The sequence below is a fragment of the Aeromonas sp. FDAARGOS 1417 genome (genome assembly GCF_019046985.1).
Lineage (GTDB): Bacteria > Pseudomonadota > Gammaproteobacteria > Enterobacterales > Aeromonadaceae > Aeromonas > Aeromonas veronii.
Window position 1 is genome coordinate 719687 of sequence record NZ_CP077221.1, and the last position, 21470, is coordinate 741156.

The 21470-nt window shown below is 57.6% G+C and carries 18 protein-coding genes; 7 read left to right on the forward strand and 11 right to left on the reverse strand.

Translation table 11 applies throughout. The features are described from left to right. Positions 1-12: 12 nt before the first annotated feature. The 8 genes from ihfA to I6L47_RS03270 all read right to left on the reverse strand — a co-directional run bounded on the left by ihfA (position 13) and on the right by I6L47_RS03270 (position 8032). Positions 13-309: an integration host factor subunit alpha gene (gene ihfA, locus I6L47_RS03235; RefSeq protein WP_005300715.1), complete on the reverse strand. Its 297-nt coding sequence runs from the start codon at positions 307-309 to the stop codon at positions 13-15. A gap of 3 nt (positions 310-312) precedes the next feature. Continuing rightward, positions 313-2700, reverse strand: coding sequence for a phenylalanine--tRNA ligase subunit beta (pheT, locus tag I6L47_RS03240; protein ID WP_216948647.1), 2388 nt, complete (start codon positions 2698-2700; stop codon positions 313-315). 12 nt (positions 2701-2712) lie between these two features. Then, positions 2713-3696, reverse strand: a complete 984-nt coding sequence (pheS, locus tag I6L47_RS03245; protein WP_005336686.1) for a phenylalanine--tRNA ligase subunit alpha — start codon at positions 3694-3696, stop codon at positions 2713-2715. Positions 3697-4075: 379 nt separating this feature from the next. Beyond that, positions 4076-4432, reverse strand: a complete 357-nt coding sequence (gene rplT, locus I6L47_RS03250; RefSeq protein ID WP_005336687.1) for a 50S ribosomal protein L20 — start codon at positions 4430-4432, stop codon at positions 4076-4078. A gap of 15 nt (positions 4433-4447) precedes the next feature. Continuing rightward, entirely contained in the window at positions 4448-4645 is a 198-nt protein-coding gene (gene rpmI / locus I6L47_RS03255; RefSeq protein WP_005336688.1) for a 50S ribosomal protein L35, read from the reverse strand. A gap of 86 nt (positions 4646-4731) precedes the next feature. After that, the gene (gene infC, locus I6L47_RS03260; protein WP_196783562.1) at positions 4732-5262 is read right to left on the reverse strand and encodes a translation initiation factor IF-3; all 531 of its coding nucleotides are present in this window, start codon (positions 5260-5262) and stop codon (positions 4732-4734) included. 21 nt (positions 5263-5283) lie between these two features. Continuing rightward, the gene (thrS, locus tag I6L47_RS03265; protein ID WP_005336690.1) at positions 5284-7212 is read right to left on the reverse strand and encodes a threonine--tRNA ligase; all 1929 of its coding nucleotides are present in this window, start codon (positions 7210-7212) and stop codon (positions 5284-5286) included. 232 nt (positions 7213-7444) lie between these two features. Beyond that, positions 7445-8032, reverse strand: a complete 588-nt coding sequence (locus I6L47_RS03270) for a tetratricopeptide repeat protein (protein WP_216948648.1) — start codon at positions 8030-8032, stop codon at positions 7445-7447. A gap of 173 nt (positions 8033-8205) precedes the next feature. Here I6L47_RS03270 and I6L47_RS03275 point away from each other — a divergent pair, with 173 nt between their 5' ends. Next, on the forward strand, positions 8206-9261 hold the full coding sequence (locus I6L47_RS03275; protein WP_216948649.1) for a PA0069 family radical SAM protein: 1056 nt from the start codon (positions 8206-8208) through the stop codon (positions 9259-9261). Between the two features lie 158 nt (positions 9262-9419). Here I6L47_RS03275 and I6L47_RS03280 read toward each other — a convergent pair whose 3' ends face one another. After that, positions 9420-9575, reverse strand: a complete 156-nt coding sequence (locus tag I6L47_RS03280) for a hypothetical protein (RefSeq protein ID WP_216948650.1) — start codon at positions 9573-9575, stop codon at positions 9420-9422. Positions 9576-9837: 262 nt separating this feature from the next. On the opposite strand from I6L47_RS03280, the gene I6L47_RS03285 reads away from it, so the two are divergent. Continuing rightward, positions 9838-11235, forward strand: coding sequence for an alpha-amylase family protein (locus I6L47_RS03285; protein WP_254204808.1), 1398 nt, complete (start codon positions 9838-9840; stop codon positions 11233-11235). Between the two features lie 107 nt (positions 11236-11342). On the opposite strand, the gene gyrA is transcribed toward I6L47_RS03285, so the two are convergent. Continuing rightward, on the reverse strand, positions 11343-14090 hold the full coding sequence (gyrA, locus tag I6L47_RS03290) for a DNA topoisomerase (ATP-hydrolyzing) subunit A (RefSeq protein ID WP_216948651.1): 2748 nt from the start codon (positions 14088-14090) through the stop codon (positions 11343-11345). Between the two features lie 198 nt (positions 14091-14288). On the opposite strand from gyrA, the gene ubiG reads away from it, so the two are divergent. The 5 genes from ubiG to yfaE all read left to right on the forward strand — a co-directional run bounded on the left by ubiG (position 14289) and on the right by yfaE (position 20126). Further along, a complete protein-coding gene (gene ubiG / locus I6L47_RS03295) occupies positions 14289-15005 on the forward strand; it encodes a bifunctional 2-polyprenyl-6-hydroxyphenol methylase/3-demethylubiquinol 3-O-methyltransferase UbiG (RefSeq protein ID WP_216948652.1) in 717 nt (238 codons plus the stop codon). Further along, the gene (locus I6L47_RS03300) at positions 15005-15700 is read left to right on the forward strand and encodes an HAD family hydrolase (protein ID WP_216948653.1); all 696 of its coding nucleotides are present in this window, start codon (positions 15005-15007) and stop codon (positions 15698-15700) included. The genes ubiG and I6L47_RS03300 overlap by 1 nt, the downstream gene beginning before the upstream one ends. A 624-nt stretch (positions 15701-16324) precedes the next feature. Next, positions 16325-18592, forward strand: a complete 2268-nt coding sequence (gene nrdA, locus I6L47_RS03305; RefSeq protein ID WP_019838757.1) for a class 1a ribonucleoside-diphosphate reductase subunit alpha — start codon at positions 16325-16327, stop codon at positions 18590-18592. An 80-nt stretch (positions 18593-18672) separates the two neighbouring features. After that, positions 18673-19806 carry a class Ia ribonucleoside-diphosphate reductase subunit beta gene (gene nrdB / locus I6L47_RS03310; RefSeq protein WP_005336708.1) on the forward strand — a complete coding sequence of 378 codons (1134 nt, stop codon included), beginning with the start codon at positions 18673-18675 and terminating at the stop codon, positions 19804-19806. After that, positions 19803-20126, forward strand: a complete 324-nt coding sequence (gene yfaE, locus I6L47_RS03315; RefSeq protein ID WP_021230069.1) for a class I ribonucleotide reductase maintenance protein YfaE — start codon at positions 19803-19805, stop codon at positions 20124-20126. Before nrdB ends, yfaE begins: the two co-directional genes overlap by 4 nt. A gap of 117 nt (positions 20127-20243) precedes the next feature. Here the strand turns inward: yfaE and mltA are convergent, their stop codons facing one another. After that, complete coding sequence (mltA, locus tag I6L47_RS03320; protein WP_064337973.1) at positions 20244-21395, reverse strand: murein transglycosylase A; 1152 nt, start codon at positions 21393-21395, stop codon at positions 20244-20246. Positions 21396-21470: the final 75 nt, after the last annotated feature.

Genomic DNA, 21470 nt, shown 5'->3' on the forward strand with positions numbered 1-21470 from the left:
CCTGGCTTTTTATCACTCGTTGGGTTCAACATTTTCTACCCTGGCCTTGAGCTTCTGGCCAGGCCGGAAGGTCACCACGCGGCGGGCGCTGATAGGAATATCCTCGCCCGTCTTGGGGTTGCGTCCGGGACGCTGATTCTTCTCACGAAGGTCAAAGTTACCGAAGCCTGAAATCTTGACTTGTTCACCACGCTCAAGCGCCTGTCGGATTTCCTCAAAGAAGGCTTCCACCATATCTTTGGCTTCACGCTTGCTCATCCCGAGCTGGGTGAACAGGTGCTCTGCAATGTCGGCTTTGGTAAGCGCCATAGATCAATCCCTCAAGGATGCATTCAACTCTTCACCAAGGGCCCGCACGACATTGTCTACGGTCTCGGCAATCTCTTTCTCCTCCAGGGTGCGCTGGGTGTCTTGCAATACAAGACTGATGGCCAGGCTCTTCTTGTCCTCTGCCATACCAGCCCCCTGGTATACGTCAAACAAGTTTATTCCAACTACCTGATTTCCGCCAACTTTTTTAATTACCGCAAGCACATCACCTGCCAGAACCTGACGATCGACCACGACGGCGATGTCGCGACGGTTCGCCGGGAACTTGGAAACTTCGGCAGCCACAGGCACCTTGGCCGGGGTCAGCTTGTCCAGCTCCAGCTCAAACATCACCGCGCGGCTCTTGAGGCCCAGCTTCTTCTCGAGGCTCGGGTGGATCACGCCGATGTGGCCGATGATCTCGCCATTACGCAGGATGGCTGCGCTCTGGCCCGGGTGCAGGGCGCTGTGCTCGGTACGCTCGAAGGTAAAGGTGGCCCCTTCGGCGGTCAAATCCAGCACCGCTTCCAGATCCCCTTTCAAATCAAAGAAGTCGGCTGCGCGGGTTTTGATGTCCCAGTGCTCGTCGCTCTGGTTGCCAGTGATGATACCGGCCAGCATCGGCTCCTGACGGATGCCATTCTCGGCGCTTTCATCCTTGATGAAACGCAGACCCTGTTCAAACAGACGCACACGCGGCTGCTGACGGTTCTGGTTGTAAACGACGGCCTGCACCAGACCCGGGAACAGAGAGACACGCATGGCGGACATCTCGACCGAGATCGGGTTCGGCAGTACGATGGCATCGCTCTGCGGGAACAGGGTTTGCTGGGTCTTGGGATCGACGAAGCTGTAGGTGATCGCTTCCTGGAAACCGCGGTCAACCAGCAGGTCGCGCACGCGCTTCAAGGTCACCTGCCCTTCTGCCTGCTCCACCATCGCCAGAGAGGCGGCGGGTTTCAGGTTCGGGATGTTGTTGTAGCCGTAGATGCGAGCCACTTCCTCGATGAGGTCTTCCTCGATGGCGATATCGAAACGCCAGGAGGGTGCCAGCGCAGTCCAACCGTCAGCATCCACAGTCACCTGCATGCCAAGGCGAGTCAGGATCTCGACCACCTGAGCGTCAGCCACGCTGATACCGATCACCTTGTCGAGCTTGCTGCGACGCAGCTTGATGGGGGCCGCTTTCGGCAGATGGGCATCGGATTTGACCTCGATGACCGGACCCGCTTCGCCGCCGCAGATATCCAGCAGCAGGCGAGTTGCACGGTCCATCACCTTGGCTTGCAGCTGCGGATCCACCCCGCGCTCGAAGCGATGGGAAGAGTCGGTGTGCAGACCGTAAGCACGGGCACGGCCGGTGATGGAGAGCGGCGCGAAGAAGGCGCACTCCAGCAGGATGTCGGTGGTCGTCTCGGATACACCGGTGCGGTTGCCGCCGAAGATACCGGCCATGCAGGCAGGACCTTTGGCATCGGCAATCACCAAAGTGGTCTCTTTGAGCTTCACTTCGTTGCCGTCGAGCAGGGTCATCGGCTCATCGGTGTGGGCGCGACGCACCACCAGTTCCCCTTCCAGGGTAGCCAGATCGAAGGCGTGCATCGGCTGACCGTATTCCAACAGCAGGTAGTTGGTGATGTCGACAATGGCGTCGATGGAGCGGATACCACCACGGCGCAGCTTCTCTTGCATCCAAAGCGGGCTCTGGGCCTGCAGGTTCAGCCCCTTGATGACGCGACCCAGATAACGGGGGCAATCAGCTGGTGCTTCAACCCGGATCGGGAAAGTTGCATCAATGGTGGCAACAGCCGGCGTCCAGGTCGGCTCGACCACGTCCACGCTGTTGAGCACGCCGATTTCTCGGGCCAGACCGGCGATACCGAGGCAATCGGCACGGTTCGGAGTCAGATCCACATCGATGGATACGTCGTTTAGATTGAGGTAGTCGCGAATATCGGTACCGATGGGGGCATCGGCCGGCAGCTCGATGATGCCATCGGCTTCAACGTCGATACCCAGCTCACTGAAAGAGCAGAGCATGCCATGGGACGGCTGGCCACGCAGCTTGGCTTTCTTGATGGTGAAATCACCCGGCAGGGTCGCCCCTACTTTGGCCACACACACTTTCAAGCCCTGACGGCAGTTCGGCGCGCCACAGACGATGTCCAGCAGCTCGGCTTCACCCACGTTGACCTTGGTCACCCGCAGCTTGTCGGCGTCAGGATGCTGGGCGCACTCGACCACTTCACCCACGACCACATTGTTGAACTGGCCAGCCACCGCTTCCACGGCGTCCACTTCCAGACCGGCCATGGTGATCTGCTCGGCCAGCGCATTGTCACTCAACTCGGTGCGGACCCACTCCATCACCCAGGATTTACTGAATTTCATGTTCTCTCGCCCTTACTTGAACTGCTTGAGGAAGCGCAGGTCGTTTTCGAAGAAGGCACGCAGGTCGTTGACCCCGTAACGCAGCATGGTCAGGCGCTCAACGCCCATGCCGAAGGCAAAGCCGGAGTATTTTTCCGGATCGATACCGACCGAACGCAGTACGTTCGGGTGCACCATGCCGCAACCCAGCACTTCCAGCCACTTGCCGTTCTTGCCCATCACGTCTACTTCGGCGCTCGGCTCGGTGAACGGGAAGTAGGAAGGACGGAAGCGAATGGTCAGGTCTTCCTCGAAGTAGTTACGCAGGAAGTCGTGCAGAATGCCCTTCAGCTCGGTAAAGCTGGCATGCTCGTCAACCAGCAGACCTTCAACCTGATGGAACATCGGGGTGTGGGTCATGTCGTAGTCGTTACGATAGACGCGGCCCGGTGCAATGATGCGGATCGGCGGCTGCTGATGTTCCATGGTGCGGATCTGCACGCCCGAGGTGTGGGTACGCAGCATCAGATCAGGATTGAAGTAGAAGGTATCGTGATCGGTACGCGCCGGGTGATGAGCCGGAATGTTCAGCGCATCAAAGTTGTGGAAGCCATCTTCAATCTCGGGACCACGGGCAACCTTGAAGCCCATCTCGCCAAACAGGCGCTCGATGCGCTCGATGGTGCGGGTTACCGGGTGCAGACCGCCATTCTCGATACGACGGCCCGGCAGGCTTACGTCGATGGTCTCGGCTGCCAGCTTCTGGTTCAGCACAGCAACTTCGAGCGCTTCACGACGCTCGTTTAGCGCATCCTGAACCTGCTGTTTGGCCTGGTTGATCACGGCGCCCGCGGCGGGACGCTCTTCGGCAGACAAGGCACCCAGGCCCTTCATCTGCTCGGTAAAAAAGCCCTTTTTACCCAGATATTTGACCCGGATTTCGTCGAGGGTAGCGATATCGCTCACGCCCTCAATTTCGGCTCTGGCTTGGCCGACTACTTCTTCAAGCTGTTGCATGTCTTCCTCGTCACCACTCCCGGTACAGGAGCCTTTAGGCTAAATAAGGTCAAGGGGGGAATAATACAAAAAAAGCCCCTTCGCTGACCATAGCTAAGGTTGGCTTTTCTCCCTACAAATCATTTTGTTATATCAAGCGAGTCTTATCGGTTCACCGTAACTCCTGAAATAATGGAACAAACATCTAGTTTGTTGGCATATAAGCTATTTGTAGAACAGGTCATCTCGCACATATCACCTTGTGTGGAGAAATATGCAGCTCGTGTAAAACAGTGGACAGAATATGGGCGGGAGAAAGGAAAAAGTAATGTAAAACAGAGAGTTATAGATACAAAAAAGGAGGCCTGAGCCTCCTTTTAGCGTTTATAACAGAACTGGATTAAACCAGAGCTGCTTTAGCTTTTTCAACCAGGGCGGTGAAAGCCATTTTGTCGTGAACGGCGATATCGGACAGGATCTTGCGATCGATCTCGATAGAAGCCTTCTTCAGACCGTTGATCAGACGGCTGTAGGACAGACCGTTCTGACGGGCTGCAGCGTTGATACGCGCAATCCACAGCTGACGGAACTGACGCTTTTTCTGGCGACGGTCACGGTAGGCATACTGACCAGCTTTGGTTACCGCTTGTACCGCTACGCGGTAAACACGGGAACGGGCACCGTAGTAACCTTTGGCGGCTTTCATTACTTTCTTGTGACGAGCTCGAGCAGTCACACCACGTTTAACTCTTGGCATTTTTCACATCCCCCCTTATGCGTACGGCAGACAAGCGACAACACGTTTGTGGTCGGCAGCAGAAACCATGAATTTCGGTCCCAGCTGACGCTTACGCTTGCTGCTCTTCTTGGTCAGGATGTGACGCAGGTGGTTGTGCTTGCACTTGAAGCGACCCGAGCCAGTCTTTTTGAAGCGCTTTGCAGCACCCCGGTTGGTTTTCATCTTCGGCATTTCATACTCCGCATTGTGAGTGACAACAAAATCGCAAGGCGAACCAACTCATGGGGCGAGCCCCATGAGTCAATTTCTTGTGGGCCTTAAGATTTCTTCTTAGGTGCGAGGACCATCACAGCTTGACGGCCTTCGACTTTCGGGAACGACTCGACTACGGCCAACTCTTCCAGATCGTTCTTGACGCGCTCCAAAACCTTGATACCAAGATCCTGATGGGCCATTTCACGACCACGGAAGCGCAGGGTGACCTTAGCCTTGTCCCCGTCTTCCAGAAAGCGAACCAGGTTGCGTAGTTTTACCTGATAGTCGCCTTCGTCAGTGCCAGGACGGAATTTGATTTCCTTGACCTGGACGACTTTCTGCTTTTTCTTCTGTTCTTTGGTTGTTTTGCTCTTTTCGTAGAGGAATTTGCCGTAATCCATGATCCGGCAAACGGGCGGCTCAGCATTTGGACTGATCTCTACCAGATCAACTCCGGCCTCTGCGGCCAAGTTCAGAGCATCCTGAATGGAGGTGATGCCAATGGCTTCACCATCCAGACCAGTCAGACGAACTTCTTTCAGACGGATCTCTTCATTGATCCGGTGAGCGCGGGCTTGCGGTTGCTTGCCCAGTTTTTTTCCGCCTTTTATAGCTTATTCCTCCACTTTCTTTTGTCCGCGGGTCTGAACTTCCTGGGTCAACAGAGCGATGAACTCTTCAACAGGATAAGTGCCCAGGTCAGCCCCTTTACGAGTCCGTACTGCAATCTTACCGGCTTCAACTTCTTTATCGCCGCAGACCAGCATGAAAGGTACTCGCTTCAAAGTATGCTCGCGGATTTTAAAGCCAATCTTCTCATTTCTCAAGTCCGCTTTTGCGCGAAGGCCCGCATCATTCAATGCTTTGGCTACTTTCACCGCATAATCGGCCTGATTGTCCGTGATATTCATGACCACAGCCTGAGTCGGTGCCAACCAGGTCGGGAACAGACCGGCGTACTCTTCAGTCAGAATACCGATGAAGCGTTCGATAGAACCTAGGATGGCCCGGTGGATCATCACAGGTACATGGCGATCGTTGTTTTCGCCCACATAAGTGGCACCCAGACGACCAGGCAGGGCAAAGTCGAGCTGCACGGTACCACATTGCCACGCACGATCAAGGCAATCGTGCAGGGTAAATTCAATCTTGGGACCGTAGAACGCCCCTTCACCCGGCTGCAGATCGTACTTCAGACCGTTGAGCTCCAGCGCTTCGGCCAGCGCTTTCTCGGCGCGATCCCACATCTCGTCGGAGCCGATACGCTGCTCGGGACGAGTGGAGAGCTTGACCACGATGTTCTCGAAGCCAAAGGTACCGTAGACGTCATAGACCATACGAATACAGCCGGAGACCTCTTCCATGATCTGCTCTTCGGTACAGAAGATGTGAGCGTCATCCTGAGTGAAGCCGCGCACCCGCATCAGACCGTGCAGGGAACCGGACGGCTCGTTGCGGTGGCAGGAACCAAACTCGGCCATACGCAGCGGCAGATCGCGGTAGGACTTCAGACCCTGGTTGAAGATCTGGACGTGACCCGGGCAGTTCATCGGCTTGATGGCGTACTCGCGGTTTTCGGACTGGGTGGTGAACATGGCCTGGGCGTATTTCTCCCAGTGACCTGAACGCTCCCACAGGACGCGGTCCATCATGAACGGACCTTTCACTTCCTGATAGTCGTACTCTTTGAGCTTGCCGCGGATAAAGGTTTCCAGCTCACGGAAGATGGTCCAGCCATCGTTGTGCCAGAACACCATACCGGGTGCTTCTTCCTGCATGTGATACAGGTCGAGCTGCTTGCCGATCTTGCGGTGGTCGCGCTTGGCGGCTTCTTCCAGGCGCTGCAGATAGGCCTTGAGCTGCTTCTTGTCAGCCCAGGCGGTACCGTAGATACGCTGCAGCATCTTGTTGTTGGAGTCGCCACGCCAGTAGGCGCCGGACATCTTCAGCAGTTTGAAGTGGTGGCAGTGACGCATGTTGGGCACGTGCGGGCCGCGACACATGTCGATGTACTCTTCGTGATGATAGAGACCAGGCTGGTCATCACGGGCAATGTTCTGATCCAGGATTTCGACTTTGTAAGACTCGCCGCGCGCCTCGAATACATCGCGCGCTTCTTGCCAGGAGACTTTCTTCTTGATGACGTCGTAATCTTTGGCTACCAGCGCCAGCATGCGCTCTTCCAGGGCAGCCAGATCTTCATCGGTCAGGGTACGGTCAAGATCAACGTCATAGTAGAAGCCGTTATCGATGACAGGACCGATGGCCATCTTGGTCTGGGGCCAGAGTTGCTTGATAGCATGACCCAGCAAGTGGGCGCAGGAGTGGCGCAGGATGTCCAGACCTTCTTCGTCTTTGGCGGTGATGATGGCCAGCGCAGCATCGGCTTCGATCAGCTCGCACGCATCTACCAGTTCACCGTTTACCCGACCGGCAATGCACGCCTTGGCGAGACCGGGACCGATGTCCGCAGCCACATCCATGACGGAAACAGAGTGGGCAAATTGACGTTGGCTGCCGTCAGGCAGAGTAATGATTGGCATTATGTGTTTCCTTATACAGTGGTGACCCCTACCAAAGGTCACATGCGGGATGGAAAAGAGATTCAAAAAGGTGATGTTTTGGTTCTCCACAGCACTTTGCGAAGACGGCCTGACACGTAAACCACATGTCTAACGTGACAAACCAAGCCAAAACGATCCCATGCTACCAGAAGTCGGGCGTGCTGTATCGGATTTGCAGATATTTTCTACAGTCAAATGAGTCGCCTGCCGACTATTCACCAAGCAGGGGTTGCCAGTTGAAGTTAAAGGTACTACTCCCCTCCTCGCCCAGCGCCAGCTCTTGCAGCACCTGAAGCGCCAGCTTGTTGCCCTTTTGTGCCGCCTGATAGAGCCACTGTTTCGCCTGAGGCAGATCGACCCTGCCGCTGACCCCCATCAGATGAAGGACGCCGACTTTCAGCATGGCCGGGACATCACCATTGCGGGCTGCCTGATCCATCCAGTGAAAGGCTTGGCGCAGATCTCGCTTGACCCCGACACCGCGCAGATAGAGCTCTGCCAGCCGATATTGGCCGAAGGGATCCCCTGCCAGCGCCGACTGGCGATAGAGGCTGATGGCCTGGTGGATATCCTGCTCGCTCCCCTGCCCCACTTCATGGCTCCAGCCCATCAAGGCTTGCGCCCTAGGTTGCCCTTGCGCCGCCAGTGGCGACCAGATCCGGGTCGCCTCATCAAAGTGACCGGTACGCCAGGCACGGTTGGCGGCAGCCATCTCCTGCTCGGTGGAGAGCGGAAGCAGACGCCAGATAACCAGCGCAAACAGACCGATGAACAGCCAGCGGGAAGTGGTGGGGCTCATGATGATTTCCGTGATCCAGTTCTCATTTCGTCTATGTAAACGAAATGTAGCGTTGCGATCAAGAAAGAGATCCCTACGACAACCCTTTTTGCACCCGGTCGATCAGCAGTTGTTGTCATTTATCCGGCTCACCTGCAAAATAACTGTATGTATAAACAGTGTCGGTGCACACCATGGCAGGACGAGGCAGCCCCCTCAATATCGATCACCGTTTTAGCGGCCCCCTTGTCGAAGCGATCGATGACGGCTGGCAATCGTCCAATTGGGATGCCGCTTTCACTCCTTCTGTGCCTGGCACCGAGGTGCGGGAGATCGATGCACGCAGCATCATCAGCTACAACAGCTCGCCGGATGTCCCCTTTGGTCGCTCCATCAACCCCTATCAGGGGTGCGAACACGGCTGCATCTACTGCTATGCCAGACCCAGCCATGCCTATCTGGAGCTCTCCCCCGGTCTCGATTTCGAGAGCAAGCTGTTTGCCAAACGCAATACAGCCGACCTGCTGCGCCGGGAGTTTGCCAAACCGGCCTATCAGCCACAGACCATCTTCATTGGCGCCAATACCGACCCCTATCAGCCCATCGAGCAGCGCTATCGCCTCACCCGGCAGTTGCTGGAAGTGATGCTGGCCCACCGCCACCCGGTCGGCCTCATTACCAAGAGCGCCATGATCTTGCGCGACCTCGATCTGTTGACCGAGCTGGCCAGAGAGGGACTGTGTCAGGTGATGGTGTCGGTGACGACCTTGAACGAAACCCTGCGCCGACAGCTGGAGCCCCGCGCCAGCACGGGTGCAGGCCGCTTGAAAGTGATCGAGAAGCTGGCCAACGCTGGCGTGCAGGTGGGGGTACTGGCCGCCCCCATGATCCCGCGGCTCAATGAACCGGAGCTGGAGCAGATCATCAAATCGGCTGCCGAGGCAGGCGCCAGCTGCGCCGATTACATCCTGCTGCGCCTGCCCCACGAGCTGGTGCCGCTATTTGGGGACTGGCTCGATACCCACTATCCGGGCCAGAAGGAGGCTATTTTGAATCAGTTGCGAGCCAGCCGCGGTGGCGGGCTCAACAGTACCGCCTTCGGTACCCGCATGCGCGGTGAGGGGCACTTTGCCGATCTGCTGGCCCAGCGCTTTCGCCTCATCAGCAAGCGCCTTGATCTGGGCAAACGTCATATTCAGCTCAGGCTGGATGGGTTTATCCGCCCCGGGGAGCAGCTGTCGCTCTTCTAATCCCCCTGCTCACGCCCTTCACACATCAGGCGTGCCAAGAGGTTGAGAGGAAGGCCTGCCGCAACACATCCTGTGGAAACCCCGCTTTTCATAATTTTCCAACGAAGTAGCCATGTCGCGACAAGAAAGCGCTACCCGATAAAGAGAGGGCTAACGCCTTAGCCTGCGCGCTGCTCCCGACCCTGTTGCACCATTTCAACCGGCAGCCGCGAGGGTTCATGGGCCACTTCGTGCTCATCCTCTTCATACAGCGGCACCTCTGATTCGCCCCATACCCGGCTCCACCAAATTTCCCACGTGATCCAACTGGTCATATGCAGCTCCTGACGGTGAAGGTGATAGCAACAACGCACCACTCGCCCGGCAGGATAGCGACTGGGAATGACAGGAAAATGACAAAAAAATCACTTGTAAAAAGGCAGCTGATGGCGGCAAGGAAAAGCCGAAACAGTTCACATATTCGGCGAAATCATCCTGAAAGCGGTCACAAATCCGCAGGTTGTGGATTGCAGCCCACCCTGTTCCCGCCAAAGCTGGCTTGCCCATTCAGGCATCTATAAAAACAGGGACACAATAATGAAACACACAGCGGGAATATGGGCGATCGCAGGTATGCTGATCGCCCCCTTGGCGCACGCCGACGTCATACTGCACGCCTTCAACTGGAAGTACAGTGAAGTGACCGCCAAAGCCGACCTTATCAAGTCGGCCGGTTACAAACAGGTACTCATCTCGCCGCCTCTCAAGTCCTCCGGCAACGAGTGGTGGGCTCGTTACCAGCCGCAGGATCTGCGCCTTGTCGACTCACCCCTTGGCAACAAGCAGGATCTCGAGCAGCTGATCGCCGCCATGAAGGCGCGAGGTATCGCCGTCTATGCCGATGTGGTGCTCAACCACATGGCCAACGAAAGCTGGAAACGCAGCGATCTCAACTATCCCGGCAACGAGCTGCTGCAAAGCTACGCCAGCAACCCAGCCTATTTCGAGCGCCAGAAACTGTTTGGCGATCTCGGGCAAAACTTCCTCTCCGGTCAGGATTTTCATCCCGAAGGGTGCATTAGCGACTGGAGCGATCCGGGTCATGTCCAGTATTGGCGACTCTGTGGTGGTGCCGGTGACAAGGGGCTGCCGGATCTGGATCCCAACAACTGGGTGGTCAGCCAGCAACAGGCCTATCTCAAGGCGCTCAAGGGGATGGGGATCAAGGGTTTTCGGGTCGATGCGGTCAAACACATGAGCGATTACCAGATCAATGCTGTGTTCACCCCCGAGATCAAACAGGGAATGCACGTGTTTGGCGAGGTGATCACCACAGGAGGGGCAGGCAGCACCGATTACGAGCGCTTCCTCAAACCCTACCTCGACAGCAGCGGCCAGGGAGCCTATGACTTTCCGCTATTTGCCTCCCTGCGTGGTGCGTTCAGTTACGGTGGCAGCATGAACCTGCTGGCGGATCCGGGCGCCTATGGTCAGGCGCTACCGGGCAATCGCGCCGTCACCTTTGCCGTGACCCACGACATCCCCACCAACGACGGCTTCCGCTATCAGATCTTAAGCCAGACTGACGAGAAGCTGGCCTATGCCTACCTGCTCGGCCGCGATGGTGGCTCGCCGCTGATCTACTCCGATCATGGCGAAACCCGTGACAAAGATGGCTTACGCTGGCAGGACTACTACCTGCGCACCGATCTCAAGGGGATGATCCGCTTCCACAATGCGGTGCAGGCCCAACCCATGCAGCTGGTCGGCAGCGGTGACTGCTTCGTGCTGTTCAAACGGGGCAAACAGGGGCTGGTCGGCATCAACAAGTGCGACTATGAGCAGGAGTATTGGCTCGATACAGCCAAGTTCGAGATGAACTGGTATCGCAACTATCGTGACGTGCTCGACCAAGGTGCCGTGGTCAATGTGCAGAGCCAGTGGTTACGGGTCGCCATTCCCGCCCGCAGCGCCAGAATGTGGCTGCAGGAGTGAGCCAGCCGTAAGAGCAGCGTAGAGTCATAAAATGCAGACAAATAAAAAGAGCGACCACCTGGGTCGCTCTTTTTGATCAGAGACGTTACTCGGGTAACGGGTGACGATTACTCGTCGCCCGCTTCCTCTGCATCGACTGCATCAGTGCCAGTCGCGGTATCGGTACCTTCAGATACCTCACCGTCAACGGCCAGCGCGTCGTTCTCGTCTTCGTCGCTCTCGGCAATGCGCTGCAGGCCAACCACGGTCTCGTCTTCACCGGTACGGATCAGACGGACACCGCCGGTGTTACGGCCAATGACGCTCACCTCGGCAACACGGGTACGCACCAGGGTACCGCCGTTGGTGATCAGCATGATCTGGTCGGTATCTTCGACCTGGATCGCATCGATCACCTTGCCATTACGCTCATCCACCTTGATGGAGATAACGCCCTGGGTACCACGGCTCTTGGTCGGGTATTCGGCCAACGCAGTCCGCTTGCCGTAACCGTTCTCGGTGGCGGTGAGGATGGCACCTTCGCCGCGTGGAACGATGAGGGAAACCACCTTGTCGCCGGCGCCCAGCTTGATGCCGCGTACACCGGCGGCGGTACGACCCATGGGACGCACGCCCTTGAAGGTGCCCTTGCTTTCGGTGCCTTCGCCGTTGTCGCTGCCATCATCGTCATTGCCAGCATCGTCGTCGGTTTCGACCTCATCGCTGACATCGGCATCAGCGCGACCGCTGCCTTCGGCGAAGCGAACGACTTTGCCCGCGTCGGAGAAGAGCATGATCTCGTTGCTGCCGTCGGTGATATCCACCCCGATCAGCTCATCGCCCTCTTTGAGGTTGATGGCGCGGATACCGGAGGAGAGCGGACGGCTGAAGTCAGAGAGGCTGGTCTTCTTCACGGTACCGTTGGCGGTGGCGAAGAACACATACTTCTCGGCGTCATATTCCTTCACCGGCAGGATAGCGGTGATACGCTCACCCTCTTCCAGCGGCAGCAGGTTGATGATCGGACGACCACGGGCGCCACGGGACGCTTCCGGCAGCTGGTAAACCTTGAGCCAGTAGACCTTGCCACGGGTAGAGAAGCACAGAATGGTGTCGTGGGTGTTGGCCACCAGCAGACGCTCCACAAAGTCCTCTTCCTTGATCCGGGTGGCCGACTTGCCACGACCACCACGGCGCTGGGCCTCGTAGTCGGAGAGCGGCTGATACTTCACATAGCCCTGGTGAGACAGGGTAACCACCACGTCTTCCGGGGTGATCAGATCTTCGATGTTGATCTCGGCACTGGACATGCTGATCTCGGTGCGACGCTCGTCGCCATACTGCTCACGCACAGCCAGCAGTTCATCGCGGATCACTTCCATCAGACGAGCCGGGCTCGCCAGGATGTGCAGCAGCTCGGCGATCAGATCCAGCAGAGATTGGTACTCTTCCAGGATCTTCTCGTGCTCGAGGCCAGTCAGCTTGTGCAGACGCAGGTCAAGGATGGCCTGGGCTTGCTGTTCGGTCAGGAAGTATTGACCTTCACGGATACCGAACTCGGGCTCCAGCCACTCTGGCCGTGCCGCGTCGTCGCCCGCTTTTTCCAGCATGGCGGCCACGTTGCCGAGTTCCCAGCCCTTGGCAACCAGGCCCGCTTTCGCGTCGGCCGGGGTCGCGCTGTGACGGATCAGCTCGATGATGGGATCAATGTTGGCCAGCGCAACTGCCAGACCTTCCAAAATGTGCGCCCGATCCCGCGCCTTGCGCAGTTCGAACACGGTCCGGCGAGTCACCACTTCACGGCGGTGCAGCAGGAACGCATCCAGGATCTCTTTAAGGTTCATCACCTTGGGCTGGTTGTTATCGAGCGCCACCATGTTGATGCCGAACGTGGTCTGCATCTGGGTGTGCTTGTAGAGATTGTTCAGCACAATCTCGCCGGACTCGCCGCGCTTGATCTCGATAACGATGCGCATGCCGTCTTTGTCAGACTCATCGCGCAGGGCACTGATGCCCTCGATCTTCTTCTCTTTGACCAGCTCGGCGATCTTCTCGATCAGTCGAGCCTTGTTCACCTGATAGGGGATCTCGTGAACGATGATGGTCTCGCGACTGGTCTTCTCGTCCACTTCCACTTCAGCTTTGGCCCGCACATAGATGGAGCCACGACCGGTACGGTACGCCTGCACGATGCCGGAACGACCGTTGATAATGCCGCCGGTGGGGAAATCCGGGCCGGTGATGTAGGTCATCAGCTCGTCAATGGTGAGGTCGCCGTTTTCGATCAGCGCCAGGCAGCCATTGACAATCTCGGTGAGGTTGTGAGGCGGAATGTTGGTCGCCATGCCCACCGCGATACCGGAGGAGCCGTTGACCAGCAGGTTGGGAACCTTGGTAGGCATGACAGCCGGGATCATCTCGGTGCCGTCATAGTTCGGCACCCAGTCCACGGTCTCTTTGTCCAGATCAGCCAGCAGCTCGTGGGAGATGCGGGCCATCCGCACTTCGGTATAACGCATCGCCGCGGCGCTGTCGCCGTCGACTGAACCGAAGTTGCCCTGACCATCGACCAGCATGTAACGCATGGAGAAATCCTGCGCCATCCGAACAATGGTGTCATACACAGCGCTATCGCCGTGCGGGTGATATTTACCGATTACGTCACCGACCACACGGGCCGATTTTTTATAGGGCTTGTTCCAGTCGTTCCCCAACTCGTTCATAGCAAACAGAACGCGGCGGTGAACCGGTTTCAAGCCATCACGCACATCCGGCAGAGCTCGTCCTACGATCACGCTCATGGCGTAATCAAGATAGGAACTCTTGAGCTCTTCTTCGATGTTGACCGGCGTGATCTCTCTGGCCAGATCGCTCATAGAAAGCCTTATCCCTAATTAGTTGTTCTTTGGCTTAAACAGCGCGACATGGTAACACACTGAGCCAAATACCTTAAGCCACAAATCGGGTATCAGATCGGGCTGGTGTGACAAAGTCCGTCCGTTATAATGCCCGCCAGGACAATAGATTGCGCCCATGACTCAGAAGCGGGCGCCCTGCCACAGGATCTTCGAAAAATGAACAGTGATGCCAATGTCGATCTGACAGAAATCGCCAAGTTTGAAGCCATCGCCTCCCGCTGGTGGGACATGGAAGGTGAATTCAAACCCCTGCATCAAATCAATCCGGTACGCCTTGACTGGATCACCGACAAAAGTGGCGGTCTGTTTGGCAAGCGCATTCTCGATATCGGATGTGGTGGCGGTATTCTCTCCGAGAGCATGACCCGCCGTGGTGCCAGGGTCACCGGCATCGACATGGGCAAGGAGCCCCTCGGCGTCGCCCGCCTGCACGCTCTGGAGCAGGGTGTCGAGCTAGAATATCGCCAGATCACTGCCGAAGCACACGCTGAAGAAGCCCCCGGCCAGTATGACGTGGTCACCTGCATGGAGATGCTCGAGCATGTGCCGGATCCCGCCTCCGTGCTGCGCGCCATCGCCACCTTGGTGCGCCCGGGCGGCCGGGTGTTCGTCTCCACCATCAACCGCAACCCCAAATCTTATCTGATGATGATCATCGGGGCCGAATACCTGATGAAGATGGTGCCCAAGGGTACCCACGATCACAAAAAATTCATCACCCCGGCCGAACTGTGTCGCATGGGTGAAGCAGCTGGCCTGCTGGTGCGGGATATGAGCGGCGTCCACTACGCCCCCCTCACCAACCAGTTCAAGCTCGGCAAAAATGTCGACGTCAACTATATGGTGGAGTTTGTCCGCCCGGAGCACGGCTGATGAACGCCTCTCGCCCTCTTCCCCTGCGCGGTGTGCTGTTCGATCTGGATGGCACCCTGCTCGACACAGCCCCGGATCTGGGTGCCGCCGTCAACCACGTGCTGATCAGCGAAGGCTTTGCGCCGCTCTCTGACGACATCATTCGTCAGACCACCTCCCACGGAGCGCTCGGGCTGCTGAAAGCGAGCCTCGGCGATGAACTGCTTGAAGAGCTGGGGGCCACGCGCCTGCGCAATGCCCTGCTCGACTACTACGCGGCCAATCTCTGCGTTGGTACCCGCCCCTATGAGGGAATGGTGGATCTTATCGAGTGGCTCGACGAGAAACAGCTCCCCTGGGGCATCGTCACCAACAAGCCGGGCTTTCTCACCGAGCCACTGCTGGCAGCCCTGCCAGAGCTTGCCAGCTGCGGCGTCACTGTCAGTGCCGATACCCTGCCGGTACGCAAGCCCGACCCCGCCCCCATGTTCTTTGCTTGTGAGAAGCTGGGGGTCGAAGCAGCTCACTGCCTCTATGTGGGGGATCATGTGCGGGATATCGAAGCGGGCCGCAACGCCGGCATGCGCACCGCGGTCGCTGGCTGGGGCTATCTCAATAATGAGGAAGATCCCGCCCAGTGGGGCGCCGATCTGCACTTTGATACCGTGCAAGCCCTGCACCACTGGCTGCGCTATGAGTTGACGGCCAAGGCGTAACGCGCAGCCTTACCGGCTGATATGCGATAACGGGGCGAAGAGACTCTTCGCCCCTTGCATCTCTTCCTTTACGCTCCTGCGCCCTGCGCCACCATCACGCCTCTATATCATGGATAATAAAGGCAGCTTTCTGCCTGTTGGATACCCATTTGACAAGCTCGCAGCCGTCACAAAGCGGCCACAAACCACCGTCATCTGATGCAAAGCCCTTGCCACGCTGAGCCCGCGGCTGCGACAACTGGACAGCTTTTGACCCTTGTTGCATAAGGGATAATCAGCCGCCGTTTGCTAGTAAAAAGCCCCCCGTTTCGCAAGCAAAAAAAGTTATTTAAATTTTCCATCTTCGATCGGGATACTTGCATTTAGCGGAGCGGACGAATGAAAACCCGCTCACTGTGAGCGGTCACTAACTGAAGGGGCAAGACTCACAATTTATCCACAGCTCGTCACTTATCCACACATTGCAATGGCGGGCTGACCTCACTATCTTGTAGCTCGAACTTAAAATAACACTACATCTTGTGATTCATCGCACAATCTCTACCCAACTCCCGTACACCGCCGGAGCTTGGGTGGCGCCATTGTGCGATGGTTTTTCGGGAATCAACTGAAGGTCATCAGCCAATGAACTTGTTTGTGACGAAGCGTAACGGACACAAAGAACCCATCGATCTGGATAAAATTCACCGTGTGCTGGACTGGGCCGCCGAAGGGCTCGACAACGTGTCGGTCTCCCAGGTAGAGCTCAAATCCCACATCCAGTTCTATGACGGTATCCGTACCGCTGACATTCACGAAACCATCATCAAGGCGACGGCTGACCTCATCTCCGAGCAGACCCCGGACTACCAGTACATGGCAGCCCGTCTGGCCATCTTCCACCTGCGCAAGAAGGCCTACGGCCAGTTCGAACCGCCCCACCTCTACCAGCACGTGGCTCGTCTGGTGGACATGGGCAAGTACGACAAGCACCTGCTGGAAGACTACACCCAGGCCGAATTCGAAGAGCTGAACACCCATCTGGATCACTGGCGCGACATGGATTTCTCCTACGCGGCAGTCAAACAGCTGGAAGGCAAATATCTGGTCCAGAACCGCGTTACCGGCGAGATCTACGAGAGCCCGCAATTCCTCTATATGCTGGTTGCGGCCTGCCTCTTCTCCAAGTATCCGAAAGATACCCGTCTGGACTACATCAAGCGCTTCTATGATGCAGTCTCGACCTTCAAGATCTCCCTGCCGACCCCGATCATGAGCGGCGTGCGCACCCCGACCCGTCAGTTCAGCTCCTGCGTACTGATCGAATGCGATGACAGCCTGGATTCCATCAACGCCACCGCTAGCTCCATCGTGCGTTACGTTTCCCAGCGCGCCGGTATCGGCATCAACGCCGGTCGCATCCGCGGCCTGGGCAGCCCTATCCGTGGCGGCGAAGCGTTCCACACCGGTTGCATTCCTTTCTACAAATACTTCCAGACTGCCGTGAAGTGCTGCTCCCAGGGCGGCGTGCGCGGCGGTGCGGCCACCCTGTTCTACCCGCTGTGGCACACCGAAGTGGAAAGCCTGCTGGTACTGAAGAACAACCGCGGCGTGGAAGAGAACCGTGTTCGTCACATGGACTACGGCGTGCAGATCAACAAGCTGATGTACCAGCGCCTCATCAAGGGCGGTGACATCACTCTGTTCTCCCCGTCTGATGCGCCGGGTCTGTACGATGCCTTCTTTGCCGATCAGGACAAGTTCGAAGAGCTCTACGTCAAGTACGAGCAGGATCCGGCCATTCGCAAGAAGACCCTGAAAGCGGTAGACCTCTTCTCCCTGATGATGCAGGAGCGTGCCGGTACCGGTCGCATCTACATCCAGAACGTCGATCACTGCAACACCCACAGCCCGTTCGACCCGAGCGTGGCGCCGGTACGCCAGTCCAACCTCTGCCTCGAGATTGCGCTGCCGACCAAGCCGCTCAACAACATCGACGACGAGAGTGGCGAGATCGCCCTGTGCACCCTCTCCGCCTTCAACCTCGGTGCCATCGAGAAGCTGGAAGATCTGGAAGAGATGGCCGATCTGGCCGTGCGTGCCCTCGACGCCCTGCTCGACTATCAGGACTACCCGATTGCCGCCGCCAAGAAGGGCAGCATGGGTCGTCGCACCCTGGGGATCGGCGTCATCAACTACGCCTACTACCTGGCCAAAAACGGTGCCCGTTACTCCGACGGCTCCGGTCTGGCACTGACCCACCGTACCTTCGAGGCCATTCAATACTACCTGCTGAAAGCCTCCGTGCAGTTGGCCCGCGAGTTCGGCCCCTGCCCGCTGTTTGGCGAGACCACCTATGCCCAGGGCATTCTGCCGATCGACACCTACAAGAAGGATCTGGATGCACTGTGCAACGAGCCGCTGCATCTGGATTGGGAAAGCCTGCGCGAAGAGATCAAATCCGTGGGCTTGCGCAACTCCACCCTGACCGCCCTGATGCCGAGCGAGACCTCCAGCCAGATCTCCAACGCCACCAACGGCATCGAGCCGCCGCGCGGTCTGGTGTCGGTCAAGGCCTCCAAAGACGGCATTCTCAAACAGGTGGTGCCCGAGTATGATCGCCTGAAAGATCAATACGAATTGCTCTGGAAGCAACCGAGCGTTGACGGCTACCTGCAGCTGGTCGGTATCATGCAGAAGTTTGTGGATCAGGCGATCTCCGCCAACACCAACTACGACCCTGCCCGTTTCGAAGGCAACAAGGTCCCGATGAAACAGCTGCTCAAGGACTTGCTGACCGCCTACAAATACGGCCTCAAGACCCTGTACTATCACAACACCCGTGATGGTGCAGACGATGCCCAGACCGACCTGCAAGATGACGGTTGCGCTGGCGGGGCTTGCAAAATCTAAGTCACGGCAAGAACTGATAACCGGGCGGGAGCGACAAGCTCCCGCTCTCCTGTTTTCTCTATTCACATATTCTGGTAACCATGGCCTATTCAACTTTCTGCCAAACCCAAAACGACCAGCTCAAAGAGCCGATGTTTTTTGGCCAATCGGTCAACGTAGCCCGTTATGATCAACAAAAGCACGAAGTGTTCGAGCGGCTGATCGAGAAGCAGCTCTCCTTCTTCTGGCGCCCGGAAGAGGTGGATGTCTCCCGTGATCGCATCGACTATCAGGCCCTGCCGCCCCACGAGCAGCACATCTTCATCTCCAACCTGAAGTACCAGACCCTGCTGGACTCCATTCAGGGCCGCAGCCCCAACGTGGCGCTGCTGCCGCTGGTCTCCATTCCGGAGCTGGAAACCTGGATTGAGACCTGGGCCTTCTCCGAGACCATCCACTCTCGCTCCTACACCCACATCATCCGCAATATCGTCAACACCCCCGCCCAGGTGTTCGACGACATCGTGACCAACGAGCAGATCTTGAAGCGCGCCGGCTCCATCAGCCACTTCTACGACGACCTGATCGAAGCGACCGCCCTCTACAACCTGCATGGTGAAGGGACCCACACCGTCGCGGGCCGCGAGGTGACCATCACCTTACGCGAACTCAAGAAGAAGCTCTATCTGTGCTTGATGAGCGTCAACGCGCTGGAAGCAATCCGCTTCTACGTCAGCTTCGCCTGCTCCTTTGCCTTCGCCGAGCGTGAACTGATGGAAGGCAACGCCAAGATCATCAAGATGATCGCCCGCGACGAAGCGCTGCATCTCACCGGCACCCAACACATGCTGAACCTGATGCGCACCGGCCAGGATGACCCAGAGATGGCCGAGATCGCCGCCGAGTGCGAACAGGCCTGCTTCGAGATCTTCAAGGAAGCGGCCATTCAGGAGAAAGAGTGGGCCGAGTACCTGTTCCAGGACGGCTCCATGATCGGCTTGAACAAGGACATCCTCTGCCAGTATGTGGAGTACATCACCAACCTGCGCATGAGCGCAGTCGGCCTGCAGCCAGCCTTTGCCGGCACCAAGCAAAACCCGATCCCCTGGATCAACACCTGGCTGTCATCCGACAACGTGCAGGTCGCCCCGCAAGAGGTAGAGGTCAGCTCCTATCTGGTCGGTCAGATCGACAGCGAAGTCAATGCCGACGACCTGGGTGATTTCGAGCTGTGAGTGACGCCACCAACACGCTGACCCCTGCCCCGCACGCACCTGCCGAACAGCATGCGGTCGTGGCACCACGGGTACATACCCGGGATGGTGCCGTTCTGCACGCCCATCCCGGCGAAAGCGTGTTGGAGACCCTGGAGCGCCATGGTCATCATGTGGAGTTCCAGTGTCGCAGCGGCTATTGCGGCGCCTGCCGCACTCCGCTGATGGCTGGCAAGGTGCACTACCCCAATGTGCCGCTGGCATTCGTCGCCCAGGGGGAGTGCCTCCCCTGCTGCTGCAAACCGGTCGGCGCCATCCGGCTGGATATCCAGAAGAGCTGACGCAGCCACCAGCTGCCACTCTCACAAAATAGAAAGCCGCCGGAGCAATCCGGCGGCTTTTTTTGTCTCTTCACTTTGCTCGGGCGCTCGATAACAGACGCCCAACCCCTCAGAGGATTACAACCAAGGGGCGGCAGTCGGCCCGTGGTGCAGGCCCAACTTCCAGACCCGGCCAAAGTGCTTGTAGTGACCAGCGGCGACACCGGCCTTCTCACCCATACCGTGGTAGAGATCGAGGTGCCCCTTCTTCACTGCCCCGCCCACATCCAGCGCAATCAACAAGCGCAGCTGGTGCTTGCCGGTCCAGTTGCCCTCTTTATCGAGCAGGGGGACTTCGGCGAGGATCGGGGTACCCATCGGCAGCAAGGTCTTGTCGGCAGCAACAGCCGCCATCGGCAGCAGCGGGATACCGGCCGCGCCGATCACATCATTAGTAGGGCGGCGCTCGAAGAAGACATAGGAGGGATTCTGCTCCACCAGCTCCTTGACGCTCTCCTCCGGCTGGCGGTTGGCCCACTCCTTGATGGCCTTCATCGACATCTGCTCTTTGGGCACTTCACCGCGATCGATTAACACCCGGCCGATACTGACGTAACCGTGACCGTTCTTGCCGCTGTAGCCCAGATATTGCAGCCGATCGTCATCCCCGTAGTGGACAAAGCCGGAGCCCTGCACATCCATCAGGAAGTTGTCGATGAGGGATTTGCTGTAACCCAGCTCCAGCCCGCGGTTGGCCAAGGCCCCCTGATGGATCTCGGCCCGGGTCGGACAGCGACCGCCACATTTGGGCATGGCATAGATGGGGTATTTGTACTTGGCATCCGGGCGGTGGCGCACCTCCAGCACCGGCGAGTAGTAACCGGTAAAGAGCACGTTACCCATGCGATCGGCGCCGCCCAGCTGGGCCAGGCTGATACCATAACGGGTGATGTCGGCAGGATTGCCACCGCCCGCCACCCAGCGGGAGAGCTGATGATAGAGCTCGCCATAACGGCGGGTCATCTTGCCGGAGCGCTCCAATACCAGTCTGCTTTGCGGGCCAAATTTGCTGTAGTCGGCACGCGCACGGCTATTGACTCGCTCCACCCTCACCAGATCCTCTGGCAAGGTTCCGTCCAGATACTGCTTGCCCAGATTTTCCGGCACCTCGCAGTTAAGAAAGCATCTGTTGTCGGTCTGTTTTTTGGGCACTTCTGCTTTGTCAGAGTTGCCCGCACAACCGGCCAGTCCCAGCACTGCGGCGGTCAGCCAGTACGCGTGTTTGTTCATATGTCCTCATATAACGCCAAGAGCCATGCTCGGCGGGGAAGATGCCAAATTTGCAGGGGGAAAGCAAACGACATC

Coding starts and splice junctions, on each gene's coding strand:
- ihfA (WP_005300715.1), bottom strand. CDS start 309: ATGGCGCTTACCAAAGCCGACATTGCAGAGCACCTGTTCACCCAGCTC.
- pheT (WP_216948647.1), bottom strand. CDS start 2,700: ATGAAATTCAGTAAATCCTGGGTGATGGAGTGGGTCCGCACCGAGTTG.
- pheS (WP_005336686.1), bottom strand. CDS start 3,696: ATGCAACAGCTTGAAGAAGTAGTCGGCCAAGCCAGAGCCGAAATTGAG.
- rplT (WP_005336687.1), bottom strand. CDS start 4,432: ATGCCAAGAGTTAAACGTGGTGTGACTGCTCGAGCTCGTCACAAGAAA.
- rpmI (WP_005336688.1), bottom strand. CDS start 4,645: ATGCCGAAGATGAAAACCAACCGGGGTGCTGCAAAGCGCTTCAAAAAG.
- thrS (WP_005336690.1), bottom strand. CDS start 7,212: ATGCCAATCATTACTCTGCCTGACGGCAGCCAACGTCAATTTGCCCAC.
- I6L47_RS03270 (WP_216948648.1), bottom strand. CDS start 8,032: ATGAGCCCCACCACTTCCCGCTGGCTGTTCATCGGTCTGTTTGCGCTG.
- I6L47_RS03275 (WP_216948649.1), top strand. CDS start 8,206: ATGGCAGGACGAGGCAGCCCCCTCAATATCGATCACCGTTTTAGCGGC.
- I6L47_RS03280 (WP_216948650.1), bottom strand. CDS start 9,575: ATGACCAGTTGGATCACGTGGGAAATTTGGTGGAGCCGGGTATGGGGC.
- I6L47_RS03285 (WP_254204808.1), top strand. CDS start 9,838: ATGAAACACACAGCGGGAATATGGGCGATCGCAGGTATGCTGATCGCC.
- gyrA (WP_216948651.1), bottom strand. CDS start 14,090: ATGAGCGATCTGGCCAGAGAGATCACGCCGGTCAACATCGAAGAAGAG.
- ubiG (WP_216948652.1), top strand. CDS start 14,289: ATGAACAGTGATGCCAATGTCGATCTGACAGAAATCGCCAAGTTTGAA.
- I6L47_RS03300 (WP_216948653.1), top strand. CDS start 15,005: ATGAACGCCTCTCGCCCTCTTCCCCTGCGCGGTGTGCTGTTCGATCTG.
- nrdA (WP_019838757.1), top strand. CDS start 16,325: ATGAACTTGTTTGTGACGAAGCGTAACGGACACAAAGAACCCATCGAT.
- nrdB (WP_005336708.1), top strand. CDS start 18,673: ATGGCCTATTCAACTTTCTGCCAAACCCAAAACGACCAGCTCAAAGAG.
- mltA (WP_064337973.1), bottom strand. CDS start 21,395: ATGAACAAACACGCGTACTGGCTGACCGCCGCAGTGCTGGGACTGGCC.